Source organism: Candidatus Pelagibacter communis (assembly GCF_001179985.1).
GTDB lineage: Bacteria > Pseudomonadota > Alphaproteobacteria > Pelagibacterales > Pelagibacteraceae > Pelagibacter > Pelagibacter ubique_J.
This window is the reverse complement of the sequence record NZ_CVSI01000028.1, coordinates 1-22,992: the sequence shown is the minus strand read 5'-3', so window position 1 is coordinate 22,992 and position 22,992 is coordinate 1. Positions and strand designations below refer to the sequence as shown.

The 22,992-nt window shown below is 27.6% G+C and carries 24 protein-coding genes; 17 read left to right on the top strand and 7 right to left on the bottom strand.

The features are described 5' to 3' along the window. Positions 1–37 precede the first annotated feature (37 nt). Both AMN80_RS01275 and AMN80_RS01270 read left to right on the top strand, forming a co-directional pair. A complete protein-coding gene (locus AMN80_RS01275; RefSeq protein WP_075520212.1) occupies positions 38–955 on the top strand; it encodes an ABC transporter ATP-binding protein in 918 nt (305 codons plus the stop codon). Positions 956–987: 32 nt separating this feature from the next. Further along, positions 988–1,539: a biotin transporter BioY gene (locus AMN80_RS01270; RefSeq protein ID WP_075520211.1), complete on the top strand. Its 552-nt coding sequence runs from the start codon at positions 988–990 to the stop codon at positions 1,537–1,539. On the opposite strand, the gene AMN80_RS01265 is transcribed toward AMN80_RS01270, so the two are convergent. Next, positions 1,532–2,092 (bottom strand): ActR/PrrA/RegA family redox response regulator transcription factor, encoded by a 561-nt coding sequence (locus AMN80_RS01265; RefSeq protein WP_075520210.1) that lies wholly within the window; start codon positions 2,090–2,092, stop codon positions 1,532–1,534. The genes AMN80_RS01270 and AMN80_RS01265 overlap by 8 nt on opposite strands. 168 nt (positions 2,093–2,260) lie before the next feature. Here AMN80_RS01265 and AMN80_RS01260 point away from each other — a divergent pair, with 168 nt between their 5' ends. The 3 genes from AMN80_RS01260 to speB are packed head-to-tail and all read left to right on the top strand — an operon-like array spanning position 2,261 to position 5,362. Next, positions 2,261–3,439, top strand: a complete 1,179-nt coding sequence (locus AMN80_RS01260; protein ID WP_075520209.1) for a type III PLP-dependent enzyme — start codon at positions 2,261–2,263, stop codon at positions 3,437–3,439. A 6-nt stretch (positions 3,440–3,445) separates the two neighbouring features. Continuing rightward, positions 3,446–4,483: a 1,9-bis(guanidino)-5-aza-nonane synthase gene (locus AMN80_RS01255; protein WP_075520208.1), complete on the top strand. Its 1,038-nt coding sequence runs from the start codon at positions 3,446–3,448 to the stop codon at positions 4,481–4,483. Beyond that, positions 4,484–5,362: an agmatinase gene (gene speB, locus AMN80_RS01250; RefSeq protein ID WP_075520207.1), complete on the top strand. Its 879-nt coding sequence runs from the start codon at positions 4,484–4,486 to the stop codon at positions 5,360–5,362. Between the two features lies 1 nt (position 5,363). Here speB and AMN80_RS01245 read toward each other — a convergent pair whose 3' ends face one another. Genes AMN80_RS01245 through AMN80_RS01230 form a run of 4 tightly spaced genes read right to left on the bottom strand, consistent with a single transcriptional unit; the run spans position 5,364 to position 8,838 of the window. After that, entirely contained in the window at positions 5,364–5,912 is a 549-nt protein-coding gene (locus tag AMN80_RS01245) for a queuosine precursor transporter (RefSeq protein WP_082256531.1), read from the bottom strand. After that, positions 5,912–6,193, bottom strand: coding sequence for a 50S ribosomal protein L28 (rpmB, locus tag AMN80_RS01240; protein ID WP_075520206.1), 282 nt, complete (start codon positions 6,191–6,193; stop codon positions 5,912–5,914). Before rpmB ends, AMN80_RS01245 begins: the two co-directional genes overlap by 1 nt. Before the next feature lie 39 nt (positions 6,194–6,232). Further along, positions 6,233–7,270 (bottom strand): quinone-dependent dihydroorotate dehydrogenase, encoded by a 1,038-nt coding sequence (locus AMN80_RS01235; RefSeq protein ID WP_075520205.1) that lies wholly within the window; start codon positions 7,268–7,270, stop codon positions 6,233–6,235. Continuing rightward, entirely contained in the window at positions 7,270–8,838 is a 1,569-nt protein-coding gene (locus AMN80_RS01230) for a lysine--tRNA ligase (protein WP_075520204.1), read from the bottom strand. Before AMN80_RS01230 ends, AMN80_RS01235 begins: the two co-directional genes overlap by 1 nt. A gap of 85 nt (positions 8,839–8,923) precedes the next feature. On the opposite strand from AMN80_RS01230, the gene AMN80_RS01225 reads away from it, so the two are divergent. The 5 genes from AMN80_RS01225 to AMN80_RS01205 are packed head-to-tail and all read left to right on the top strand — an operon-like array spanning position 8,924 to position 15,632. Then, positions 8,924–10,369, top strand: coding sequence for a TrkH family potassium uptake protein (locus tag AMN80_RS01225; RefSeq protein ID WP_075520203.1), 1,446 nt, complete (start codon positions 8,924–8,926; stop codon positions 10,367–10,369). Beyond that, positions 10,370–11,833 (top strand): AmpG family muropeptide MFS transporter, encoded by a 1,464-nt coding sequence (locus tag AMN80_RS01220; protein ID WP_256997971.1) that lies wholly within the window; start codon positions 10,370–10,372, stop codon positions 11,831–11,833. It begins immediately after the preceding gene. Beyond that, the gene (locus AMN80_RS01215) at positions 11,830–12,543 is read left to right on the top strand and encodes a C40 family peptidase (protein WP_075520202.1); all 714 of its coding nucleotides are present in this window, start codon (positions 11,830–11,832) and stop codon (positions 12,541–12,543) included. The genes AMN80_RS01220 and AMN80_RS01215 overlap by 4 nt, the downstream gene beginning before the upstream one ends. Further along, positions 12,544–14,058: a sulfotransferase family protein gene (locus AMN80_RS01210; RefSeq protein ID WP_075520201.1), complete on the top strand. Its 1,515-nt coding sequence runs from the start codon at positions 12,544–12,546 to the stop codon at positions 14,056–14,058. 59 nt (positions 14,059–14,117) lie between these two features. Then, a complete protein-coding gene (locus AMN80_RS01205) occupies positions 14,118–15,632 on the top strand; it encodes a tetratricopeptide repeat-containing sulfotransferase family protein (RefSeq protein WP_075520200.1) in 1,515 nt (504 codons plus the stop codon). Here AMN80_RS01205 and AMN80_RS01200 read toward each other — a convergent pair. Both AMN80_RS01200 and hisC read right to left on the bottom strand, forming a co-directional pair. After that, entirely contained in the window at positions 15,629–16,534 is a 906-nt protein-coding gene (locus tag AMN80_RS01200) for a prephenate dehydrogenase (protein ID WP_075520199.1), read from the bottom strand. The genes AMN80_RS01205 and AMN80_RS01200 overlap by 4 nt on opposite strands. A gap of 1 nt (position 16,535) precedes the next feature. Then, entirely contained in the window at positions 16,536–17,609 is a 1,074-nt protein-coding gene (gene hisC / locus AMN80_RS01195) for a histidinol-phosphate transaminase (protein WP_082256529.1), read from the bottom strand. A 174-nt stretch (positions 17,610–17,783) separates the two neighbouring features. Here hisC and metX point away from each other — a divergent pair, with 174 nt between their 5' ends. From metX to proB, 7 genes are all read left to right on the top strand, one after another. Then, positions 17,784–18,899 (top strand): homoserine O-acetyltransferase MetX, encoded by a 1,116-nt coding sequence (gene metX / locus AMN80_RS01190; RefSeq protein ID WP_075520198.1) that lies wholly within the window; start codon positions 17,784–17,786, stop codon positions 18,897–18,899. Between the two features lie 2 nt (positions 18,900–18,901). Continuing rightward, positions 18,902–19,498: a methionine biosynthesis protein MetW gene (metW, locus tag AMN80_RS01185; RefSeq protein WP_075520197.1), complete on the top strand. Its 597-nt coding sequence runs from the start codon at positions 18,902–18,904 to the stop codon at positions 19,496–19,498. After that, a complete protein-coding gene (gene gloB / locus AMN80_RS01180) occupies positions 19,495–20,211 on the top strand; it encodes a hydroxyacylglutathione hydrolase (RefSeq protein WP_256997970.1) in 717 nt (238 codons plus the stop codon). The genes metW and gloB overlap by 4 nt, the downstream gene beginning before the upstream one ends. 61 nt (positions 20,212–20,272) lie before the next feature. Next, positions 20,273–20,671 carry a 50S ribosomal protein L21 gene (rplU, locus tag AMN80_RS01175; RefSeq protein WP_075520196.1) on the top strand — a complete coding sequence of 133 codons (399 nt, stop codon included), beginning with the start codon at positions 20,273–20,275 and terminating at the stop codon, positions 20,669–20,671. 21 nt (positions 20,672–20,692) lie between these two features. After that, on the top strand, positions 20,693–20,947 hold the full coding sequence (rpmA, locus tag AMN80_RS01170; RefSeq protein ID WP_075520195.1) for a 50S ribosomal protein L27: 255 nt from the start codon (positions 20,693–20,695) through the stop codon (positions 20,945–20,947). Positions 20,948–20,976: 29 nt separating this feature from the next. Continuing rightward, positions 20,977–21,960 carry an Obg family GTPase CgtA gene (gene cgtA, locus AMN80_RS01165; RefSeq protein ID WP_075520194.1) on the top strand — a complete coding sequence of 328 codons (984 nt, stop codon included), beginning with the start codon at positions 20,977–20,979 and terminating at the stop codon, positions 21,958–21,960. Beyond that, positions 21,950–22,992 (top strand): glutamate 5-kinase (gene proB / locus AMN80_RS01160; RefSeq protein ID WP_075520193.1); only part of this gene is annotated, 1,043 nt, incomplete at its 3' end. The genes cgtA and proB, both read left to right, overlap by 11 nt.

Sequence of the window (22,992 nt, the reverse complement as noted above, 5' to 3'; positions counted from 1 at the left end):
TTTAATTTATCTTAATGTTATAAGTCTATAAATCTAAATGAATAATAAAATTGTACTTTCTGTCAAAAATCTAAACAAAACCTACAACAAAAAAATTCATGCTCTTAGAAATTTAAACTTAGAGGTGAAAGAAGGAGAAATTTTCGGCTTATTGGGTCCAAATGGTGCGGGGAAAAGTACTCTTATAAATATCCTTGCAGGACTAACTACTAAAACTTCTGGAGATGTAGATGTTTGGGGATTCAACATGGACAAAAACCCTAGACAAGTTAGAGCTTCACTAGGGATAGTCCCTCAAGAGATAAATGTTGATCCTTTTTTTACACCAAGAAAATTATTGGAACTTCAGGCTGGTCTTTATGGTGTAAAAAAAAAAGATAGAATTACTGATACTATATTAGATCTAGTCTCTCTTAATGAAAAAGCTAATAGCTACACAAGAAATTTATCAGGTGGTATGCAGAGGAGACTTTTAATTGCAAAAGCATTAGTACATAAACCACCAATTGTAATTTTAGATGAACCTACTGCTGGAGTTGATGTAGAGTTACGAAAGAAATTATTAGATAACGTAAAATCTTTAAAAGACATAGGTGTAACAATTATACTTACCACTCATTATTTATCTGAAGCAGAAGAAATGTGTGACCGAATTGGTATTATTAATCGTGGAAATTTGATTGCACTGGAAACTACTGAAAATATGTTAAATAAAATACAAACAAAAATAGTCAAATTCTCATTAAATAAACAAGTAGAATTAATTGATACCTTAAAAAAAAAATTAAAGATAATAAAAAATAATGAAAAAGAGCTAGTCGTATCCTACGAAAAGAATATTATTAATATACAAGAAATAATTGATGTTATCAAAAGCCAAAAGATTGATATTTTCGATGTACAATCAAGGGATCCAGACCTTGAAGATGTATTTATAAAATTGATAAAAAACTAGATAAATCTTTAACAAAAATATATAATAATTGAATGGATAGCGTTCGGTCAAATCAGAATCAAAAAATTTTAAAAAATTTTTTTATAATAATCTTGGGAAGTTTAATTTTAACAATATCTGCAAAAATAAAAATTCCTTTTTATCCTGTACCAATGACAATGCAAACATTTGTAGTTTTGTTTTTAGGCATAGCATTTGGTTACAAAATTGGTTTATCAATAATAACTGTTTATTTATTTGAAGGAATTTTAGGATTACCAGTTTTCTCTAATTCTCCCGAAAAAGGAGTTGGTTTAGTTTACTTTACAGGACCAACTATGGGTTATCTAATTGGATTTTTGAGTGCAGTTTTTTTGACAGGTTATTTTAACTTTGGAAAAAATATAATACAAAATTTTTTTAAAATTCTTATATCAGTTTCAACTATTTATATTTTGGGATTAATATGGTTAGGAAGTCTAATTGGATGGGATAAACCCATTTTTGAGCTTGGTGCAAAGCCTTTTTTATTAGCAGAGTTATTCAAGATTCTGATTTTAACTTTTCTTGCTTCAAAACTTGTAGAGTTTAGAAAATCTATCTAGGGGATCTTTTAGATAAAATTCTTTGAAGAGTCCTTCGATGCATCTTTAATCTTCTAGCTGTCTCAGAAACATTTCTATTGCAAAGTTCGAATACTCTGTGAATATGTTCCCATTTTACTCGATCAGCTGACATTGGATTTTCAGGTGGATCTGCTTTTTTATTTGGATTAGCTAAAAGAGCCTTTTCAACATCATCTGCATCAGCTGGTTTTGCCAAATAATCTATTGCACCTTGTTTGATTGCTGCAACAGCTGTTGGGATGTTTCCATACCCTGTTAACATTACTACTCTGCTGTTTGAATTTGAATTTTGTATCTCTTTTACAACCTCAAGACCGTTACCATCACCTAGTCTTAAGTCTACTACAGCAAAAGCTGGATTATTATTTTTTACAGCGTCTAGACCTTTTTTTACACCTTCAGCTTGTGAAACCTTAAAGCCCTTCTTTTCCATAGCTCTTGCAAGCCTTTCTCTAAAGGGATTATCGTCATCTACAATTAGAAGAGTTTTATCTTCAAATTCGTTAATATTTTTTAGCTTTTCTGTCTCCATTTAGAAATACATATGGTCATAAATCCTAAAATTTCAATAGTCTAAAAAAACCAAAAAAACTTCATAATTTTCTTTACAGAGCCCACTATATAAGTAAAAAACGACTTACGAAAATTGCATATAAGTTATGCAGTTTTTTTTTGTTAAATTTTTTTTAAGGAGCTAAAAATGAAAAAATTTAAATCGGTTTATGAACTAATAACTGAGTTAAAACCATCTGATCCAGTGTACTGCATCAGAAAAAAATCAATAAAAAAAGCTTCAAAATACTTTATAAAAAATTTCCCAGGTAAAATTTTGTATGCAGTTAAAACCAATCCGAACAAAGAAGTTGTTAAAACATTAATTGAAAGCGGTATAAAAAACTTTGATGTAGCATCTATTAAAGAAATACAAGACATAAAAGAAATAGATAGTTCTTTAGATTGCTCATATATGCATACGGTGAAAAGTAGAGAAGATATAAGAGATGCATATTTCAAATTTGGGGTAAAAGCATTCTCGCTGGACACAAAGGACGAACTAATCAAAATTCTAGAGACTACTAATCACGCAAATGATTTAGAATTATTTGTAAGAATTGCAGTTTCAAATGAGCACGCAGAAATTGATTTGTCAAAAAAATTTGGTGTTAATAATAATGAGGCCTCAGGCCTAATCAGACTTACAAACCAGTATACAAAAAAATTAGGTCTAAGCTTTCATGTTGGTTCTCAATGTATGCACCCAATTTCTTATACAAAAGGAATAACTGAAATAGGAAATTTAATTAAGAAAACAAAAATTATACCAAAAGTAATAAATATAGGTGGGGGATTTCCAACTATTTATCCCGACTTAATTCCTCAATCTTTGAGTAGCTACTTTCTGGAAATAAAAAAATCATTAAATACTCTCAAAATAGATAAATTGCCAGAAATTATATGCGAGCCTGGTAGAGCACTGGTAGCAGAGTCGGGTTCAACAATTGTAAGAGTAAATTTAAGAAAAAAACAAAAGCTTTATATTAATGATGGCACTTATGGAACTTTATTTGATGGAGGTGTTCCAAATATAGTTTATCCATCAAGACTTATTACAAATGGTAGAATGATATCAAAAAAAATGACAGCATTTGATTTTTATGGTCCAACGTGTGATAGCATGGATTATATGAAAGGTCCTTTTATACTTCCGAACAATATAAAGGAAAATGATTACATAGAACTAGGACAACTTGGTGCTTATGGTCTTACATTTAGAACACAGTTTAACGGGTTTTATTCCGACAAAATTTATGAAGTTGATGATGAACCTGTAATGACTATGTATGATAAAGATAAAAGCAAAAGTTATTTGGTTGCTTAAAATCCTGTGAAAAAAACCCTAGGTCATAACAGTAAAAAAGATTTTTTAAGTAAACCAGTTGAACATATTGATATAACAAAATTTGATGCAAGACCTATAATTTCCTCAATGGAAAAAATGTCTTTTGTGTCTCGAGAGACAGCTAATGCTGCAAAAATCTATAATGAAATGATAAGTGAAAAAGATTGTACTATTTTTTTGACATTGGCAGGTTCAACATCTGCGGCTGGATGTATGCATATTTATAGAGATTTAGTCAAATATAATATGGTCGATGCAATAGTTGCAACTGGAGCATCAATTATTGACATGGATTTCTTTGAATCCTTAGGTTTTAAACATTATCAAGGCTCTCAGTTTCAAGATGATACTGAATTAAGAAAAAATTATATCGATAGAATTTATGACACTTATATTGATGAAAAGGAACTACAACATTGTGATAAAGTAATTGCAGAAATTGCTGACTCACTAGAACCACGACCCTACACATCAAGGGAATTTATCTATGAGCTTGGCAAATATTTAAAAAAAAATGCAAAGAAAAAAGGCTCTTTAATTGAAATGTCATATGATTACAACGTGCCCATATTCTGTCCTGCATTCACAGACTCCAGTGCCGGATTTGGGTTAGTAATGCATCAAGAAAAAAATCCAAAAAAGCATATGACTATAGACTCAATTAGAGAATTTAGAGAACTAACTGAGATAAAGATAAAATCAAAAGGATCTGGTTTATTGATGATTGGTGGGGGAGTTCCAAAAAATTTTATCCAGGATACGGTTATTTGTGCAGAACTATTGGGGAAAGATGTGGACATGCATAAGTATGCAATTCAAATTACAGTTGCGGACTCTAGAGATGGAGCATGTAGTAGTTCAACATTAAAAGAGGCTAGTTCTTGGGGCAAAGTTGATACCTCCAAAGAACAAATGGTTTTTGCTGAAGCAACCAGTGTTATACCTTTAATTGCAAGCGATGCATATCATAAAGGTGAGTGGAAAAAGAGAGATAGAAAGAATTTCTCTAAAATTTTTGAATAAGTGAAATATCTCTCAAATAAAAATGGATTTTTAGGTATTGATAATAAATTCGATATTAAACAAAAATCTATTATTATACCATTTGGTTTAGAAAAAACAGTTAGTTATGGTGGAGGTACAAAAAATGGACCCAAGGAAATTATAAAAGCTTCACACCAAGTTGAACTTTACGATGAAGAGTTTAATTGTGAACCTTTCAAACTTATAGGCGTAAAAACTATCGAACCATTTAAAATAAATAAAAATATTAATAAAGCCTTAAAACAAGTTTCATTTTTAAATCAAAAATCAATTGAAAAAAATTTATTTCCACTCACTTTAGGAGGTGAACATTCAATAACAGCGGGCTGTATTGAACCTTTTGTTAAAAATTATAAAAATGTAACAATTTTACAATTTGATGCTCATGCAGATCTTAGAAATAGCTATAATAATCAAAAATACTCACATGCCTCAGCCATGAGAAGGTGCTTGGACTTTAAAAATGTAAATTTAGTTTCAATCGGCATAAGAAATGTCTCAAAAGAAGAAGTACTTTTTTTAAAAAAAAATACTAGCAGAATCAAAGTATTTTGGGCTAAAGATCAAAAAAAATGGAATTTAAAAAATTTTAAAAAATTAATTAAAAATAAAAATGTATATTTAACTTTTGACGTAGATAGTTTAGACTCTAGTATTATGCCAGCAACTGGAACTCCTGAGCCAGGAGGCTTGTTTTGGTATGAAACATTAGGTTTAATCAAAACTATTTTTAAAAATGCTAATATAATAGGAGCGGATATAAATGAATTAGCACCAATTAAAGGATTTAATTCGTATAATTTTTTAGTGGCAAAACTTGCTTATAAAATACTAACGTATAAATTTTTATTAAAATAATTTAGACTGGTTTAAGAGTACTAAGTAATAATCTAAATGGTATAAGCATTGTTAATGCTATGAATATTTTTACACCTAAGTCGCCAAGTGATAATGTTATCCAAGGTAAACTGGTTCCATAAAATGAAATAGAAAAGAATAAAAAAGTATCAACAGTTGATCCTATTAATGATGAAAATAAAGGAGCAACAAACCACGTTTTTCTCCTTAGTCTGTCAAAAACTTGAACATCTAATAATTGCGCTACTATAAATGCTGTTCCGGACCCAATTGCTATTCTAACTGAAATTAAATCTGAATAATTTGTAGAAAATAAAAATGTAAATATCACCCCAATTGCGAATCCAAAATAAACAATCTTTCTAGCCATTGTTTTGCCAAAAGACCTATTAGCTAAATCTGTAATTAGAAAAGCGATTGGATAACTAAAAGCTCCATAGGTTAAAATATTTTCCAATCCATAATATCTAACAGGAAACTGGACCAGAAAGTTTGAAATTAGAACCACAAACCCCATTACAAGGGATAAGGTTAAAAACAACTTGTTCATTATGCTGATTTTTGGATTATGCTTTTTTTAATTTTTTTTAATCTTATAGATAAATTTTCTGATTTAACAGTCTTCATAAATTGATCGAAGCTTCCTTTTTTATCTATAGATCTCATTGCTGCGTTAGAGACTGTTATCTTCAATTTTTTGTTTAATAATTTACTTTTAAAACTAACTTTTTTTATACATGGTAAGAACCTTCTTTTAGTTTTATTATTTGCATGACTTACTTTATGTCCCTTTAAAGGTCTCTTTCCAGTTAGTTCGCACTTTTTTGACATGATGAATTTATATAAATGTACTTTTAAACGCAGTCAAGTTTATAATTTACCAATAATATCAGAGTAATTTTTTATTTTTTTTTCCTTTAATATTTTTTTAAGTTCTTCGTTAATTTTTATTGCAATTTTAGGTCCTCTAAAAACCATACCTGTATAAAGTTGAACAAAATTAGCCCCACTTAAAAATTTTTTGTATGCCGTTTCTCCAGAGTCCACACCTCCCACACCTATTATTTTTGTTTGTCCATTTAGGTTTTTAAAAAAATTATTTATTAATTTATTTGATATATCATTCAAAGGTTTGCCCGATAAACCACCTTTCTGAAATTTTTGATGGTCTTTAAGGTTATCTCTATTTTGATCGGTAGTATTTGAAACAATTAGTGCATTGACTTTAAATTCTATCAATATTTTTGATATATCTTTAACAGTAGCATTATCAAGATCTGGTGAAACCTTCAAAGCAATTGGAATGCCGCTATTTAATTTTTTTTTTTCAGCAAAAATTTTGTCTAATAAATTTCCTAATTCATCTAATTTATGAAAATCTCTTAAGTTTTCCGTATTAGGTGATGAAATATTGATTGTTATATAATCTGCTAAATTATAAAATTTATTAAATCCAATTAGATAATCTCCTACTTTATCTTTACTATCCCAATTTGGCCCTATGTTTACACCAAGTATACCGATTGGTTTATTTTTTTTTATTCTATCGCTTACAACATCGCTGCCTGAATTATTAAAACCAAGACGATTTATTAAAGCTTTATCGTTCTCTAACCTAAAAACTCTTGGTTTTTTATTTCCGTATTGTTTTAAAGGTGTGACTGTTCCCACCTCAACAAAACCAAAACCTAGATTAAATAATGAATTATAAACCTCAGCATCTTTGTCAAAACCAGCGGCAATCCCGATTGGATTTTTTATCTCTCTTCCAAATAATTCAGATTTTAAATGTGTATCTTCTGAAATTTTTTGTTTTAAAAACAAATTTGTTTTAAGAGCCTTAATAGCTAAAGTATGTGCCAATTCAGGATCTAACTTAAATATCAGTGGTCTAATTTTATCGAACATTAGTTTATTTTTTCTTTGATGAGTGAAATCATTTCCTTTCTTCCAAAAAAACTTATGAAAAATCCTAACCTTGGACCATTTTCTACCCCGAAGACTACCTCATAAATTAATTTAAACCATTCTCTAAGATTTTCTTTATAACCATTATTTTTTCCTACTGTGTAAATTTCTGTTTGAATATCCTCAGGCTTCATATTGTCAGAACATTTTTCTAAGTTTGAAATTAAATCTAACAGAGCTTTTTTTTCAGAACTATTTGGTTTTTTATATTTTTTATTTTGTTTAACGACATCGTTAAAATATTTAATTGAATATTTTATTAAATTATTAAATATAGGAAAGTTGTCTTTAGTGATATCTTTTTTATAATTTTTCACAAATTTCCAAAGCACTTCTTCAGATGTAGCATTGCTAGTTTCAACTAAATTTAAAAGCATAGAAAAACTCATAATACTATCCTCAAACGGAATTTTACCATTATGGACGTGCCATAAAGGATTAAGCAACAACTCTCGTGCGTCCTGTTTCTTACTTTTTTCGATTAGATCTAAATACTCATCCACAGCCTTTGGAACAATTTCTTTATACAACTTTTTTGCCCTTTTTGGATTTTGATACATAAACAAGGATAAGCTTTCTGGTGAGGCATAATTTAGCCATTCCTCAATTGTTACACCGTTTCCTTTTGACTTTGAAATTTTTTCACCTTTATCATCAAGAAATAGTTCATAGGCAAAACCCGAAGGACTATTTTTTCCTAAGAGTTTAATTATTTTAGTAGATACAATTGCACTCTCAATTAAGTCTTTTCCATACATTTCAAAATCAATATCAAGAGTATACCATCTCATTGCCCAATCTACTTTCCATTGAAGTTTGCAATTACCATTCAAAATACTTGTTTCCAATTTTTTTCCATTATTATCAAAAATTAAAGATGAATTTTTTTTATTTATTTCGATAATGGGTATTTCTAACACGTGACCTGTTTCTTTGCATATAGGAAGAAATGGGGAATATGTTTTTTGTCTTTCTTTACCTAATGTAGGAATAATTACGTTCATTATCCCTTCGTAATTATCTAATATTTTTTTTAATGTAGCATTAAAAAATCCAGATTTATATAAACTAGTTGAGCTCATAAATTTATATTTGAAATTAAATTTATCTAAAAATTTTTTTAACATTTCATTATTGTGTTCTCCAAAACTATTAAATTTTCCAAACGGATCTGGAATATCTGTAAGTGGCATATGTATGTTTTTTTTTAGAATATCCTTGTTAGGAACATTATCTGGTACTTTTCTTAATCCATCCAAATCGTCTGAAAACGTAATTATTTCTTTTGGTAGATCTGTTAAATAATTTAAAGCATTAACTACCATGCTTGTCCTTGCAACCTCTCCAAATGTTCCAATATGAGGCAATCCTGAAGGACCATATCCAGTCTGAAGTATAATCTTTCCTTTTTTGTCTATAAATTTTTTTCTTTCTTTAAGAATCTTTTTTGCCTCAACAAATGGCCAGGAATTTGATTTTTCTATATCTTCTTTTTTAATATTTATCATCAATTTAAAATAACCTGTATTTTAAGAACATATTTTATTCATATAATGTTGAAATTTATTTTCCATAAAATAATGTTCGGTAAAAATGTCCAATTATAAAACAGTATTTTTTACATTAGGGATTTTATTAATAATTTTAGGAGTTGCCATGTTAGTTCCGGTGGTAATCCAGCTTATTTATGATGAATTTGACTCAACTTTCATTATTTCCGGAATTATAACAATTACTTTCGGAATTTTGTTTTTTTTATCCAATATAGATCATTTAAAGTTAATAAATACACATCAAGCCTTTTTGTTGACTGCCTTATCATGGTTGAGTATTGCAACATTTGGATCTTTACCATTTTTTTTCTCAGAATTAAATTTAAGTGTCACAGACTCTTTTTTTGAGAGCATGTCAGGGATAACAACTACGGGAGCAACAATATTAAGTAATATTGAAAGTTCACCAAGAGGTATACTTGTTTGGAGGTCAATGCTTCAATGGCTCGGGGGTATTGGGGTGATTTTGATGGCTATTACTCTTATGCCAATAATGAATATTGGTGGAATGCAATTATTAAAAATTTCTTCTTATGATACCTCTGAAAAAATATTACCAAAATCAAAAGAAATCTCTCTAAAACTTATTTTTGTATATACATCTTTAACTTTTTTGTGCGCGTTTTTTTATAAAATTTTTGGTATGAATACATTCGATAGTTTAACACACTCTATGACAACTATCGCAACTGGAGGCTTTTCGAATTATGATCAGTCTATAGGTTACTTTAATAATGCTTATATAGAGATTATTTCTATTTTGTTTATTTTGTCTGGCAGTATTCCTTTCATATTATACATAAAGTTCATTTCTGATGATAAAAAAATTATATTTAAAGATGAACAAGTTAAACTTTTTTTTAAATTAACTTTAGTCTCAATATTTGTATTATTTATTTATCTTGCAATAGTTAATAAAGATGTTTTTGAAATTCACTTAAGATCAGTAATTTTTAATGTAATTTCAATTTTAACAGGCACAGGATATGTAACTAAAGAGTTTGATCAATGGGGAAATTTTCCATTAATTTTTTTTCTAATACTTATGTTTGTTGGTGGTTGTGCCGGTTCAACCACATGTGGGATAAAAATTTTTAGAGTTCATATTTTGTATTACTTTATAAGAAATCAATTGCTTAAAATCATATATCCAAGAGCAATAATAAATTTGAAATACAATAATAGTAAGGTTGAAGACAAGTTAATAGCTTCAATTATTTCATTTATATATCTTTATATTTTGATATTTTTTGTACTGGCTTCAATGCTAACTTTAACAGGTTTAGACTTTATAACCTCAATTTCTGGCGCTGCATCTTCTTTATCCAATGTTGGACCTGGTTTAGGAGGTGAAATTGGACCAAATAGTAATTATTCTGGGCTTCCTGATCAGTCTAAGTGGCTACTATCAGCAGGTATGATTTTAGGAAGACTTGAAATATTTGCTATACTAATAATTTTTTTACCATCTTTTTGGAGAAAATAATTGAAAAAAAAATTTACATTTTTTTTTACTGAAAAACCACTTAAAATGATAATGTTAGGTTTTTCGTCGGGATTGCCTATACTTTTGGTATTTTCTACATTATCGGTATGGCTGACTAAAGCCGGTATTGAAAGAAGTACTGTAACACTTTTCAGCTGGGCTGGATTTGCATATGCTTTTAAATTTTTATGGTCTCCTTTAGTTGATAAAGTTAATATTCCTTTTTTTTCTAGCATGGGACACAGAAGAAGTTGGCTGCTTTTAACCCAGCTGTTAATTATTTTTTCATTAATTCTCACATCAATAAATGATCCTCAAAATAATATTTATATTACAGCTGTATGTATAACACTTGTTGCATTTTTTAGTGCAACCCAAGATATAATAATAGATGCTTATAGAATTGAATCAGTAGACCAAAAACTGCAGGGATCACTGTCTTCTACTTATATAGCTGGTTACAGGATTGGTATGCTTGTTGGTGGAGCTGGTAGTTTATGGCTAGCCTCATTTTGGGGGGCTGAGGTTTATGAACATAATGTTTGGAAAAAAGTATATCTAACTATGTCATTATTAATGTTAATCGGTATTTTTGCAAATCTTGTATCACATGAACCAAACCAAAAAAGAATATTTTCAAATAAAACAAATTTACATTTTAAATTTTTTTTAAATATTTTAATTTCAGTAATAATATTCATATTTATTTATTCAAATATAGATAATCCTTTTACCAACAAAAATTTATTAAGTTTTTTGTTCACAATATTAAAATTAATCATTTGTTTTTTATGTAGCAGTATTTATATTTTAATATTAATTAAATTGAAGTTACAAGATAGATTAATAATTAAAGAGAGCTATCTTAATCCAATAAAAAATTTTATAGATAGGTATGGAAAGTTAGCTCTACTTATTTTACTTTTGATATCACTTTATAGAATGGCAGATGTTGTTATGGGGGTGATGGCAAATATTTTTTATTTAGAAAAAGGATATAGCATAAGTGACATTGCAACATATTCAAAATTTTTTGGAGTTTTTGCTACAATTATGGGGGGATTATTTGGTGGATATTTTGCTATGAAATTTGGAACAATGATCACTTTATTTATTGGTGCACTTATAGCATCGTTAAGCAATTTACTTTTTGCTTGGTTGGCAACCACAGAAGCTAATATTAAATACTTAATATCTGTAATTACTGCTGATAATATTTCTAGCGGTTTTGCAGGGGCTGCGTTTGTAATATACTTGTCTGGGTTAACATCTATAAGATTTACTGCTACTCAATATGCACTTTTCAGCTCGTTGATGTTATTTTTTCCTAAACTTTTAGCTGGTTACTCTGGAGGTTGGGTTGATGTAGTGGGTTATCAAACCTACTTTGTAACTACTGCTTTAATAGGAATACCAGTTTTAATTTTAATAATATATATTTCGAAAGTAGCGCCAATCAGATGATAAATAATTATCCTATAGTAAATATTTACGAAAAAAACTCCTTGAATTCAAAATTATCATCTCAACTAATATATGGTGAAAAGTTTAAAATATTGAAAAAAAAAAAAGACTGGTTAAAAATTAGGACTTCATATGATAAGTATACAGGTTTCATAAAAAAAAGAAAATTTTTGGAACGTGTTAAAATTACACACAAAGTCTCATCTTTAAGCGCCAAACTGTACTCTAAGCCATACGAGAAATTTTTAATTGTTACTAAACTACCATTTTGCTCAAAAATTTCAGTGACTAAAATAAAAGGAAAATTTTGTAAATTTGATAATTTTTGGATTAAAAAAAAAGACGTTGTGCCAATAAATTATAATCAGCAAATTTTTAAAGATATTAAAATGTTTAAAAATATTCCATACAAATGGGGTGGTAAAACCTTTAGAGGAATAGATTGCTCAGCATTGGTTCAGATTTTCTTTAAATTTAATAATTTATATTGCCCAAGAGACACAAAAGACCAAATAAAATATTTTAAGAAAGAAAAAAAAATTAAAAAAAATTCTATCGTTTTTTGGAAAGGGCATGTTGCAATTTGTTTATCGAAGAATCAATTAATTCATGCTTATGGTCCAAAAAAAAAAGTCCTGTTTATGAATATAAAAAAAACATTCAAATTAATTGAGAAAACAGCTAAATTAAAAGTTATAGCAATTAGATAAATGAACATATTACACTTAAAAGAAAAATTTGAAAACTTAAAAAAAAAATTTTTGGAGAATAAAAATGAAGAGGTTATAAAAGAATGTAAAAGTATACTAAAAGAAAATAAAATAGATGTTTTTTATAATTTATTATGTTTAGCTTATAACAACAAAGGTAAGACTTATAAGGCTATTGATGTAATGAATGAAGCATTAAAGCATAATCCTAAAAATGTAGATTTTTATAACAACATTGGAATGAGTTATAAAAATGTATATAAGTATAAAAAAGCTGAGGATTTTTACATCAAAGGCTTAGAACTTGATCAAAACAACCTTAAAATATTGAACAATCTAGGGAATTTAAAGAAGAGTTTATACAAAACTGATGAAGCTGCAAAAATTTTTGAAAAAATTTTATCTATTCAGCCTAATGCAATTACAGTTATTTATAATTTAGCACTTTTATATAGCCAAATGGGAAAATTTGAAGAGTCAAAAGAATTGTTAAAAAAAATGTTAACTATAAAATCAGAGTTAACAATGGCGGATAGGATGATCTCACAAACCACAAAATATAATGAAAATCACCCACATTTTTTAGATATGAAAAACAAATTATCCATGATGAAACTTAGTGATAATTCGTTATTACATTTACATTATGCCTTAGGAAAAGCTTACAATGACCAAAAAGATTATGAAAAATCATTTGAAAATTATAAAAAAGCCAATCATCTCTCAAAAAAATTAAGTAACTATAATTTTGAAAGTGATAAAAAAAAATTTGCCTTTATTAAAGATAAATTTTCTTCACTAGATAATTTAAAATTAAAAACAAATAGTAGAAGTTTTTTATTTATAATTGGTTTACCAAGATCTGGGACTTCTTTAACAGAGCAAATTCTTTCATCACATCAAAATGTATTTGGAGGAGGAGAATTACCTTATATGGAAAAAATATTTAAGAATTATATTGAAACAAAAAAAAATTTGGATGAAAATGATTTACTAAAATGCAAAAAAGATTATATTGAATTCACATCGAGCCTTGACGATTCTAATAAATTTTTTACAGACAAGGCGCCACTAAACTTTTTTTATTTAGGATTTATAATAAAATTTTTACCTAATTCTAGATTCATTAATTTGATTAGAAATCCAATTGACAATTGCTGGTCTATGTATAAAAATTGTTTCCCTACTAAGATTAATTTTGCTGATGATTTAGTAGATTTGGTCAACTATCATAAACAATATCAAAGTTTAATGAATTTTTGGAAAAAATTTTTCCCAAACCATATTTATGATCTTCAATATGAAAATTTAGTCAAGAATACTAAAACAGAAGTAAAAAACTTATTAAGATTTTGCTCGTTAGATTGGGATGAAAATTGTTTAAATCATCACAAAAATAAAAGAGCAATCAAAACTATAAGTTTTAACCAGGCCAGGGAGCCAATTTACAAATCATCTGTAAAATCATTTAGTGGATATGAAAATTATCTTGAACCTCTCAAAGAATTAATTTAAAAAATTTAATCAAATTGTCGTGTGGGATAACTAAAATTTAAAGTTATGAATATTGGGTAATGGGCGAATTAGATTTAAAAAAAAGATTTGAAGAATTAAAGAAAAAATTTTTAGAAAAAAAATATGATCGAGTTATAGAGGAGTGTAATTCAATTTTAAAAAATAATGATATAGATGTTTTTTATAATTTATTATGTTTAGCTTATAACAACAAAGGTAAGACTTATAAGGCTATTGATGTAATGAATGAAGCATTAAAGCATAATCCTAAAAATGTAGATTTTTTAAATAATTTAGGAATGTTTTATTCAAATATTTATGAATACAAAAAAGCCGAAAAAAAATACAAAAAAGGACTGGAAATTGATAAAAATAATTTAAGTTTATTAAATAATTTAGCTAATTTAAAAAAAGATTTGGATCAAACTGAAGAGTCAGTGAATATCTACGAAAAGATTTTATCTATAAAGCCAGATGCATTGGTAGTAATGTATAATTTAGCGGGACTATATAATAGTTTAGGAAGATTTGAAAAATCTAAAGAATTATATTTTCAAATCTTAAAACAAAAAAAAGATTTTACTGAGGCAGATAGACTAATTTCTCAAATGGAAAAATACAATTCTAAGCATAAACACTTTTTAAATATAAAGGAAAAGTTATCAAATATGAAGCTCAACGATAATTCGCTGTTACATTTACATTTTGCATTAGGAAAAGCATATGGAGATCAAAAAAACTATATTGAATCATTCAATAATTATAAAAAAGCTAATGATATATCTAAAAAAATTAGTAATTATAATTTTAAGAAAAGTAAAAAAAGGTTTGAAGCAATTAAAGAAAAATTTAAATCTTTAAATGATTGTAAATTAAATAAGACATATAGAAAAATTATTTTTATAGTAGGAATGCCAAGGTCAGGTACCTCCTTGACGGAGCAAATTTTGGCATCTCATAAAAACGTTATCGGTGGTGGTGAACTACCTTATATACAAAAAATATATAACGATTTTTTTAAATCAAATCAAGATATAGAGGAAGATGACTTACTAAAATGTAATAAAGAATACTTAAATTTCTTAAGTAATATTGACGACTCAAACAAAGTTTTCACAGATAAGGCTCCATTAAACTTTTTTTATATAGGATTTATTATGAAATTTTTACCAAACTCAAAATTTATAAATATAATTAGAAATCCTATTGATAATTGTTGGTCAATTTATAAAAATTATTTTCCGACCAAAATAGATTTTGGTAATGATTTGAGTGATTTATCTAAATATTACAGATCATATCAAGATTTGATGTTCTTTTGGAAAAGACTTTTTCCAAATGAAATTTATGATTTAAGATATGAAAATTTAATTAACAATACGAAACAAGAAGTAGAAAAATTACTCAAATTTTGTTCTTTAGAGTGGGATGAAAATTGTCTTGCACACCATAAAAATAAAAGAGTTATAAAAACAATAAGTTTTAACCAAGCAAGAAGACCAATTTATAATACTTCATTAAAATCATACGCTGGGTACGAAAAATATCTTACAGATCTCATGGATCTTTCTTAAAGGGTATCCCTTCCAAAATTAGGTTTTGATACATCTTGTTTTAAATTAATTATTTGTTTCCGAACTTTTTTTGAATTCTTCAATATTTTTAAAACATTTATATTATTTTGATTTTTAATAAGTTTTTTAAAATTTTTTAAATTTCTTATAAAGATATTGATTGAATCGATAATATTATCTTTGTTTTCAAAGAAAATATCACGCCACATTATTTCATTAGATGCTGCTGTTCTAGAAAAATCTCTTAGACCGCCTGCACTGTATTTTATAATACTTTTTTTATTTTTCTTTTGAAAATCAATAGCAGTTTTCACAAGATTGTATGCAATTAAATGTGGTAAATGGCTAGTTATAGAAAAAATTTTATCATGATCAATAGAATTCATAAATATTATCTTTGATCCTAGTTTCTTCCAAAATTTTTCTATTTTTTTTTGATTTTTTTTTGATTTATCGTTACCTTTCAAAATAATACACCACTTGTCTTTAAATAAATTTTTATCACCAAACTCTGGTCCACTTACTTCTGAACCTGCGATTGGGTGACTTGGGATAAATATTTTTTTTAATTTTTTATTTTTATTAATTAAATTTTCAACATTACGTTTAGTTGAACCTGTGTCTGTTATTAGATTTTTTGACGAAATATATCTTAGCAATTTTTTAATTAAATTATTATATTGGCTCATGTGTGTTGAGAGCACAATCAAGTCCATATTGGAAACTTTGTAATCTATCTTATTAAGAAATTTAATTTTCTTATCAATTTTTTTTATCAAAGAGATATTTTTTTTTGATTTTTCAAATACATAAATATTTTTTGAAATTTTTTTATTTAATGAACCTCTTAAGATAGATGAGCCTATCAGGCCACAACCAACGATTAATATATTACTAAACATTTTAGAATATTGACTTTAGCGTTTTTAGAAAAAACTTGTTTTCTTTGGAATTTCCTATTGTCACTCTTAATTTATTTTTCATACCATATACTTCAAGGCTTCTAACAATAATACCTTTTTCTTCAAGTTTTTTTTTGAATTTTAAGGCCGAAATTTTACACTTATCAAAATTTAATAATAAAAAGTTCGCAGAAACTTTATTTGTATTTATATTATTTTTTTCTAAGTTGCGTTTAAGTTTTTCTGCCCATTTTTTATTATGTTTAATTGATTTTGATATGAATATTTTATCTTTAAGTGACTCTATAGCCGATAACTCTCCTATTTTTGTAATATTAAATGGTGGTTTAATGTTCATCAACGCTTTTATTATTTCTTTTGACCCATACCCCCACCCAACTCTTAAGGAGGCCAGTCCATAAATTTTAGAAAATGTCCTTAAAATAAAAACATTATTTTTGTTTTTAAATAAGTTTAGTCCAGACTTATAATCTTTATTTAACATATATTCTTCATAAGCATCATCAACAACTAGCAGAATATTTGACCTGAGCCTTTTCCTTAAATTTTTTAATTCTAATGCAGGCAAGTAAGTTGCTGTTGGATTATTAGGATTTGCTAAAAAAACAATTTTAGTTTTTCGAGTTACTTTTTTTAATATATTGTCTACTGATATTTTAAAATTTTCTTCATCGGCATAGACAACTTTAGCACCAATAATACCCGAATAAATTCTATACATTAAAAAACTATATTTTGGCACAATTACTTCATCTGATTTTGTTAAAAATAATTGACAAATCATTTGAATTATTTCATCTGAACCTGAGCCACAAATTATCTGGTCGAAATTACATCTGAATTTTTTTGAAATTTCCTTACGTAAACTTTTAGATTTTGAGTCAGGATATTTAGATAACAAATCAATTTTCGATAATTTTTTTTTTACTCTCGGTGAGAAACCTAATGCAGATTCATTTGCTGATAATTTAATTATCTTTTTTTTGTTTAAAAGCACTGACTTACCAGGTTTGTAACTTTTTACTCTGATTTTCCGAAATATAACTTTTTGCATAATGATATATATAAATAATAATAAAATAATTGAAATAAAATTAAACAACGATCAGTTGTAATTGACATAATTGATAACTTGCTATAGAAGATCTTTGCGCTGATTTAACTGAATTGCGAGCGCTTTAAAAAAACCGCTAAATAAGTTTTTTTCCTCACAATTCAATCAGATATTATGAACGGATTTGATGACATAAAAAAAATAATTATTAAAAAACCACTAAAGTTGGATTGTGGGGTTACTATTACAGATTATCCTCTTGCTTATGAAACTTATGGAAAGCTCAATCAAGATAAAGATAATGCTATAATGGTGTTTCACGCACTCACTGGAGATCAGTTTGCATCAGGTAAAAATCCAATAACTAATAAAGACGGATGGTGGTCATATGTGATTGGTCCAAATAAAGCACTTGATACAAATAAATATTTTATAATATGTGCAAATGTTATTGGTGGTTGTATGGGATCATTTGGTCCTAGCTCCATTGATAAAAAGAGTGGAAAAAAAATTGGTATTAATTTTCCAGTTATAACAATAAACGATATGGTTAATGCACAATTTAATTTACTTGATCATTTTAATATAGATAAATTATTTTGTGTCACTGGTGGATCTATGGGAGGAATGCAAGTTTTACAATTCATTGCTAACTACCCAGATAAGTCAAAAATAGCTATTCCTATAGCATGCTCTGCTAGTCACTCAGCTCAAAATATTGCTTTTAATGAGTTAGGAAGGCAAGCAATAATGGCAGATGAAAACTGGAAAAATGGTAATTATGAGTTAGAAAATAAATCTCCTGCTAAAGGATTGTCTGTTGCAAGAATGGCGGCCCACATAACATATTTATCAAAAAAAGGTCTTCAGGAAAAATTTGGCAGAAAACTTCAAGAGCGAGACAAAATTAAATTTGGTTTTGATGCCGACTTTCAAATTGAGAGTTATCTTAGATACCAGGGATCAATATTTGTTGATCGTTTCGATGCAAATAGCTATCTTTATATAACAAGAGCAATGGATTATTTTGATCTTAGCAAAAATTCTAACGGCGATCTTTCAAAAGTATTTAAAAATACAAAAACCAAATTTTTTATCATTTCATTTACTTCTGACTGGTTGTATCCAACAGCTGAAAATAGAGAGATAGTAATTGCCCTAAATGCGATAAATGCAGATGTAGGATTTTTAGAGGTAAAATCTGATAAAGGTCACGACTCTTTTTTATTAGATGTTCCTGATTTTGTAAATGCATTAAAGAATTTTGTTGATAACTCATATAAAAAATAATTATGAAAGAAGAATTTAAAATTATTGCAAAGTCTATTCAAAGTGAAAAATCAATTTTAGATGTTGGTTGCGGAGATGGCGAACTAATGAAATTTATTTATGAAAATATATCTAAAAAAGTTAGAGGTCTAGAAATATCTAAAGATAACGTTCAAAAATGTATTCAGAAGGGTCTCACTGTAATTGAGGGTAATGCTGAGATAGATTTAAAACAATTTCCTAGTAATAGTTTTGATTACGTTATTTTAAGCCAAACCTTGCAAGCTTTTTTAAATCCCGAAAAAGTAATAAGTGATTTATTAAGAATAGGAAAGACATCAATTGTAACAATACCAAATTTTGGTTTTTGGAAAGTGAGATTTAACTTGTTATTTAAAGGTACAATGCCTGTTACTAAGACGCTACCAAATGAGTGGTATAATACACCCAATCTACACATGTGCTCAATTAAGGACTTCGTAAACTTTTGTAATGATAGAAAAATAAATTTATTTAAATCTTTAGCTCTTACAAATAATAAAGTATCTTCGATCAATAAGTTTAATTTAAATTTTAAAAATTTAACTTCTGAACTTGGTATTTTTTTAATAGAAAAATGATAAAAGTTGAAATTGTAAAATGTTTAAAAGATAATTTTTCATATATAGTGCATAATAATAATGAGGCACTAGTTATAGACCCAAGCGAATCTGGTCCACTTATTAAATCATTAGAAAAATTAAATCTAAAATTAAAATATATCTTAAACACACACCATCACTTTGATCATATAGACGGAAATTTAACATTAAAAGAAAAGTATAACTGTAAAATAATTGGTTTTATAGATGATAAAAAAAGAATACCAGGCATAGATATTTGTCTCAAAAATGAGGAGATATTTAAAGAAGGTGATTTTCAACTTAAAACTTATCATACTCCAGGTCATACCTCGGGTCATATTTGCTATCATTTTTTCAATGACAAAATATTATTTACAGGAGATACTTTATTTTCATTAAGCTGTGGAAGGTTATTTGAAGGAACTTATGAAGATATGTTCAGATCATTATCATTAATTAAAACTTTTGATAAAGAAACTTTAATATATTGTGGGCATGAATATACGTTAAACAATGCAAAATTCTGTATTGAGCATGATCCAAATAATGAAAATCTTAAAAAAAAAATAGACTTAATTAATAAAAATTTAAAGGCAGGTATACCAACAATTCCATCTATTTTAAAAGAAGAACTAGAATGCAACATATTTTTAAAAGCAGAAAATATTGAAACCTTCTCAAAACTCAGGGATTTAAAGGATAATTTTTAGCTTATTAATCTTGACTATAAAAAAGCTAATTATATATTGCATTTAATTTTTAAGGAAAAACATGTCTTTTGCGATAATACAAACTGGTGGAAAACAATATAAAGTTAAAGCTGGAGAAATAATAAAAATAGAAAAATTTGGAGATCAAAAACCAAATTCTATAATTGAATTCAAAGAAATACTTGCCTATGGAAATGATAAAAATGTTGAGGTGGGTTTACCTACTGTTCAAGGTGCAAAAGTAGAAGCCGAATTTTTAAAAAATGCTAAAAATAGGACAGTTCTAATATTTAAAAAAAGAAGAAGAAAAAATTCTAGAAGAAAAAATGGTCACAGACAGCAATACTCATTAATTAGAGTTAATAAGATAATGTCAAAAGATGGTAAAGTATTGTCTGAGGCTGAAAAAATTAGTAAAGTAAAAAAAGAAAAAAAGACTGAAATTAAAAAAGATAAGTAAAACAAATTATAAAGATAAATTATGGCAACAAAAAAAGCAGGTGGATCCTCTCGAAACGGAAGAGATAGCGCTGGTAGAAGATTGGGTGTAAAAAAATACGGTGGCCAATTCGTTGTACCTGGTAATATAATAGTTAGGCAAAGAGGAACTAAAATTTTTCCAGGCCAAAACGTTGGCATGGGCAAAGATCACTCTATTTTCTCTGTTGTTAAGGGTAAGGTTGTCTTTAAAAAAAGTAAGTCAGATAGAACTTACGTTTCAGTAAAGCCCAATTAAATTCATACAACATAAACAAAAGTTGTATTATGAAATTCCTAGATCAAGTAAAGATATTTGTTAAAGCTGGTAACGGTGGCTCAGGATCACCAAGCTTTAGACGTGAAAAATTTATTGAGTTCGGAGGTCCAGATGGAGGTGACGGGGGCAAGGGTGGCTCTGTGATATTAAAATCAGAGAGAAATTTAAATACATTAATCGATTATAGATATCAACAACATTTCAAAGCCAAAAGGGGTGGTGATGGTAAGGGAAAAAATCAAACAGGGAGAGGTGGAAAAGATTTATTCTTATCTGTTCCAATTGGGACTCAAATTTTTGAAGAAGATAACAAAACTTTACTTTTTGATTTCAAAAAAGAAAAAGATGAATTTACTGTTGCTGTAGGAGGTCGAGGTGGTTTTGGAAATACCAGATTTAAGTCATCTACAAATAGAGCTCCGAGAAAATTTACAAAAGGTACAAAAGGCGAGGAATTTTGGATTTGGTTACAACTTAAAACGATTGCTGATATTGGAATAATAGGTTTACCAAATGCAGGTAAATCAAGTTTACTTGCTTCAATAACCTCTGCAAATCCCAAAATTGCTAATTATAAGTTTACAACTATAAATCCTAATCTAGGTGTTGCAATGTATGATAATAAAGAGATTACATTAGCAGATATACCAGGATTAATTGAAGGAGCACACACTGGCGTCGGTTTAGGTATAAAGTTTTTAAAACATGTAGAAAGATGTAAAACACTATTACACTTAATTGATGTTTCTGAGGAAGATTTGGCTAATTGTTATAAACAAATTAGAAAAGAATTAGGCGAGTATAGTAAGGAATTATTAAAAAAAAAGGAAATTATAGTGTTAAATAAAGTCGATTTATTATCACAAAAAGATCTCAAAAATAAAAAGATGAAATTTGAGGAAAAATTAAATAAAAAAGTTATTCAATTATCTACTTTTGACAAAAAATTAATATCAAATTTAAAAATAAAGTTGCTTAAAAATGTATCTTGAAAATTCCAAAACTATTATTGTTAAAATAGGATCATCATTAATTATTGATGACAAAAAAATTATCAGAAAAAAATGGTTATTGGAGTTTGCAAAAGATATTAGAGCTTTAAGAAAAAAAAATAAGAATATTATTATAGTAAGTTCAGGCGCAATTGCTCTTGGTTGTAAGAAATTAAATATAACAAAGAAAAAACTTAAAATAGATCAAAGTCAAGCCGTAGCATCTGTAGGACAAATCGAGTTAATGAATTTATTTAAGGAAATTTTCGCTATTCAAAAAATTAATATTTCCCAAATATTGCTTACACTAGAAGATACTGAAATAAGAAGGAGAGCTATAAATGCTAAAAGGACAATTGAAAATTTATTTAATCTTAATTTTATACCGATAGTTAATGAAAACGATACTATTGCTACTTCCGAAATAAAATATGGAGATAATGATAGACTAGCCTCAAGAGTTGCTCAAATTTCTGATGCAGATTGTCTTGTGTTATTATCAGATGTGGATGGACTTTATACAAAAAATCCAAAAATTCATAAAGATGCTAAATTGATAAATAAGATTGAAAAAATAGACCAAAATATAATTAAATTAGCTTCTGGAAAAACTAGTGAGTATGGATCAGGTGGTATGAGAACTAAAATTGATGCAGCTAAAATATGTGCGCTTTCAGGATGTAAAATGGCAATAGCAAACGGATTAAAAGAAAGACCTTTGAGTAATATTTTAGATAAAAAAATATGTACTTGGTTTATTCCTGAAATTTCTAAATTAGATGCTAGAAAAAAGTGGATTGCCAGCACGTTACATGCAAAAGGATATTTGAAGATTGATGAAGGTGCTGAAAATGCATTACGAAAAGGTAAGAGTTTGCTGGCCGCAGGTGTAAAGAGCGTTGAAGGTTCATTCAAAAAAGGTGATCAAATAAAAATAATTAGTAAAAATGATAAAGAGCTGGCAATAGGCCTGAGTTCATTTTCATCTGAGGAAATTAATAAAATAAAAGGTCATCAGTCAAATAAAATTGA

Excerpts from the sequence above, each read along its gene's own strand:
- AMN80_RS01275 (WP_075520212.1), top strand. The coding sequence starts at position 38 with ATGAATAATAAAATTGTACTTTCTGTCAAAAATCTAAACAAAACCTAC.
- AMN80_RS01270 (WP_075520211.1), top strand. The coding sequence starts at position 988 with ATGGATAGCGTTCGGTCAAATCAGAATCAAAAAATTTTAAAAAATTTT.
- AMN80_RS01265 (WP_075520210.1), bottom strand. The coding sequence starts at position 2,092 with ATGGAGACAGAAAAGCTAAAAAATATTAACGAATTTGAAGATAAAACT.
- AMN80_RS01260 (WP_075520209.1), top strand. The coding sequence starts at position 2,261 with ATGAAAAAATTTAAATCGGTTTATGAACTAATAACTGAGTTAAAACCA.
- AMN80_RS01245 (WP_082256531.1), bottom strand. The coding sequence starts at position 5,912 with ATGAACAAGTTGTTTTTAACCTTATCCCTTGTAATGGGGTTTGTGGTT.
- rpmB (WP_075520206.1), bottom strand. The coding sequence starts at position 6,193 with ATGTCAAAAAAGTGCGAACTAACTGGAAAGAGACCTTTAAAGGGACAT.
- AMN80_RS01235 (WP_075520205.1), bottom strand. The coding sequence starts at position 7,270 with ATGTTCGATAAAATTAGACCACTGATATTTAAGTTAGATCCTGAATTG.
- AMN80_RS01230 (WP_075520204.1), bottom strand. The coding sequence starts at position 8,838 with ATGATAAATATTAAAAAAGAAGATATAGAAAAATCAAATTCCTGGCCA.
- AMN80_RS01225 (WP_075520203.1), top strand. The coding sequence starts at position 8,924 with ATGTCCAATTATAAAACAGTATTTTTTACATTAGGGATTTTATTAATA.
- AMN80_RS01215 (WP_075520202.1), top strand. The coding sequence starts at position 11,830 with ATGATAAATAATTATCCTATAGTAAATATTTACGAAAAAAACTCCTTG.
- AMN80_RS01210 (WP_075520201.1), top strand. The coding sequence starts at position 12,544 with ATGAACATATTACACTTAAAAGAAAAATTTGAAAACTTAAAAAAAAAA.
- AMN80_RS01205 (WP_075520200.1), top strand. The coding sequence starts at position 14,118 with ATGGGCGAATTAGATTTAAAAAAAAGATTTGAAGAATTAAAGAAAAAA.
- AMN80_RS01200 (WP_075520199.1), bottom strand. The coding sequence starts at position 16,534 with ATGTTTAGTAATATATTAATCGTTGGTTGTGGCCTGATAGGCTCATCT.
- hisC (WP_082256529.1), bottom strand. The coding sequence starts at position 17,609 with ATGCAAAAAGTTATATTTCGGAAAATCAGAGTAAAAAGTTACAAACCT.
- metX (WP_075520198.1), top strand. The coding sequence starts at position 17,784 with ATGAACGGATTTGATGACATAAAAAAAATAATTATTAAAAAACCACTA.
- metW (WP_075520197.1), top strand. The coding sequence starts at position 18,902 with ATGAAAGAAGAATTTAAAATTATTGCAAAGTCTATTCAAAGTGAAAAA.
- gloB (WP_256997970.1), top strand. The coding sequence starts at position 19,495 with ATGATAAAAGTTGAAATTGTAAAATGTTTAAAAGATAATTTTTCATAT.
- rplU (WP_075520196.1), top strand. The coding sequence starts at position 20,273 with ATGTCTTTTGCGATAATACAAACTGGTGGAAAACAATATAAAGTTAAA.
- rpmA (WP_075520195.1), top strand. The coding sequence starts at position 20,693 with ATGGCAACAAAAAAAGCAGGTGGATCCTCTCGAAACGGAAGAGATAGC.
- cgtA (WP_075520194.1), top strand. The coding sequence starts at position 20,977 with ATGAAATTCCTAGATCAAGTAAAGATATTTGTTAAAGCTGGTAACGGT.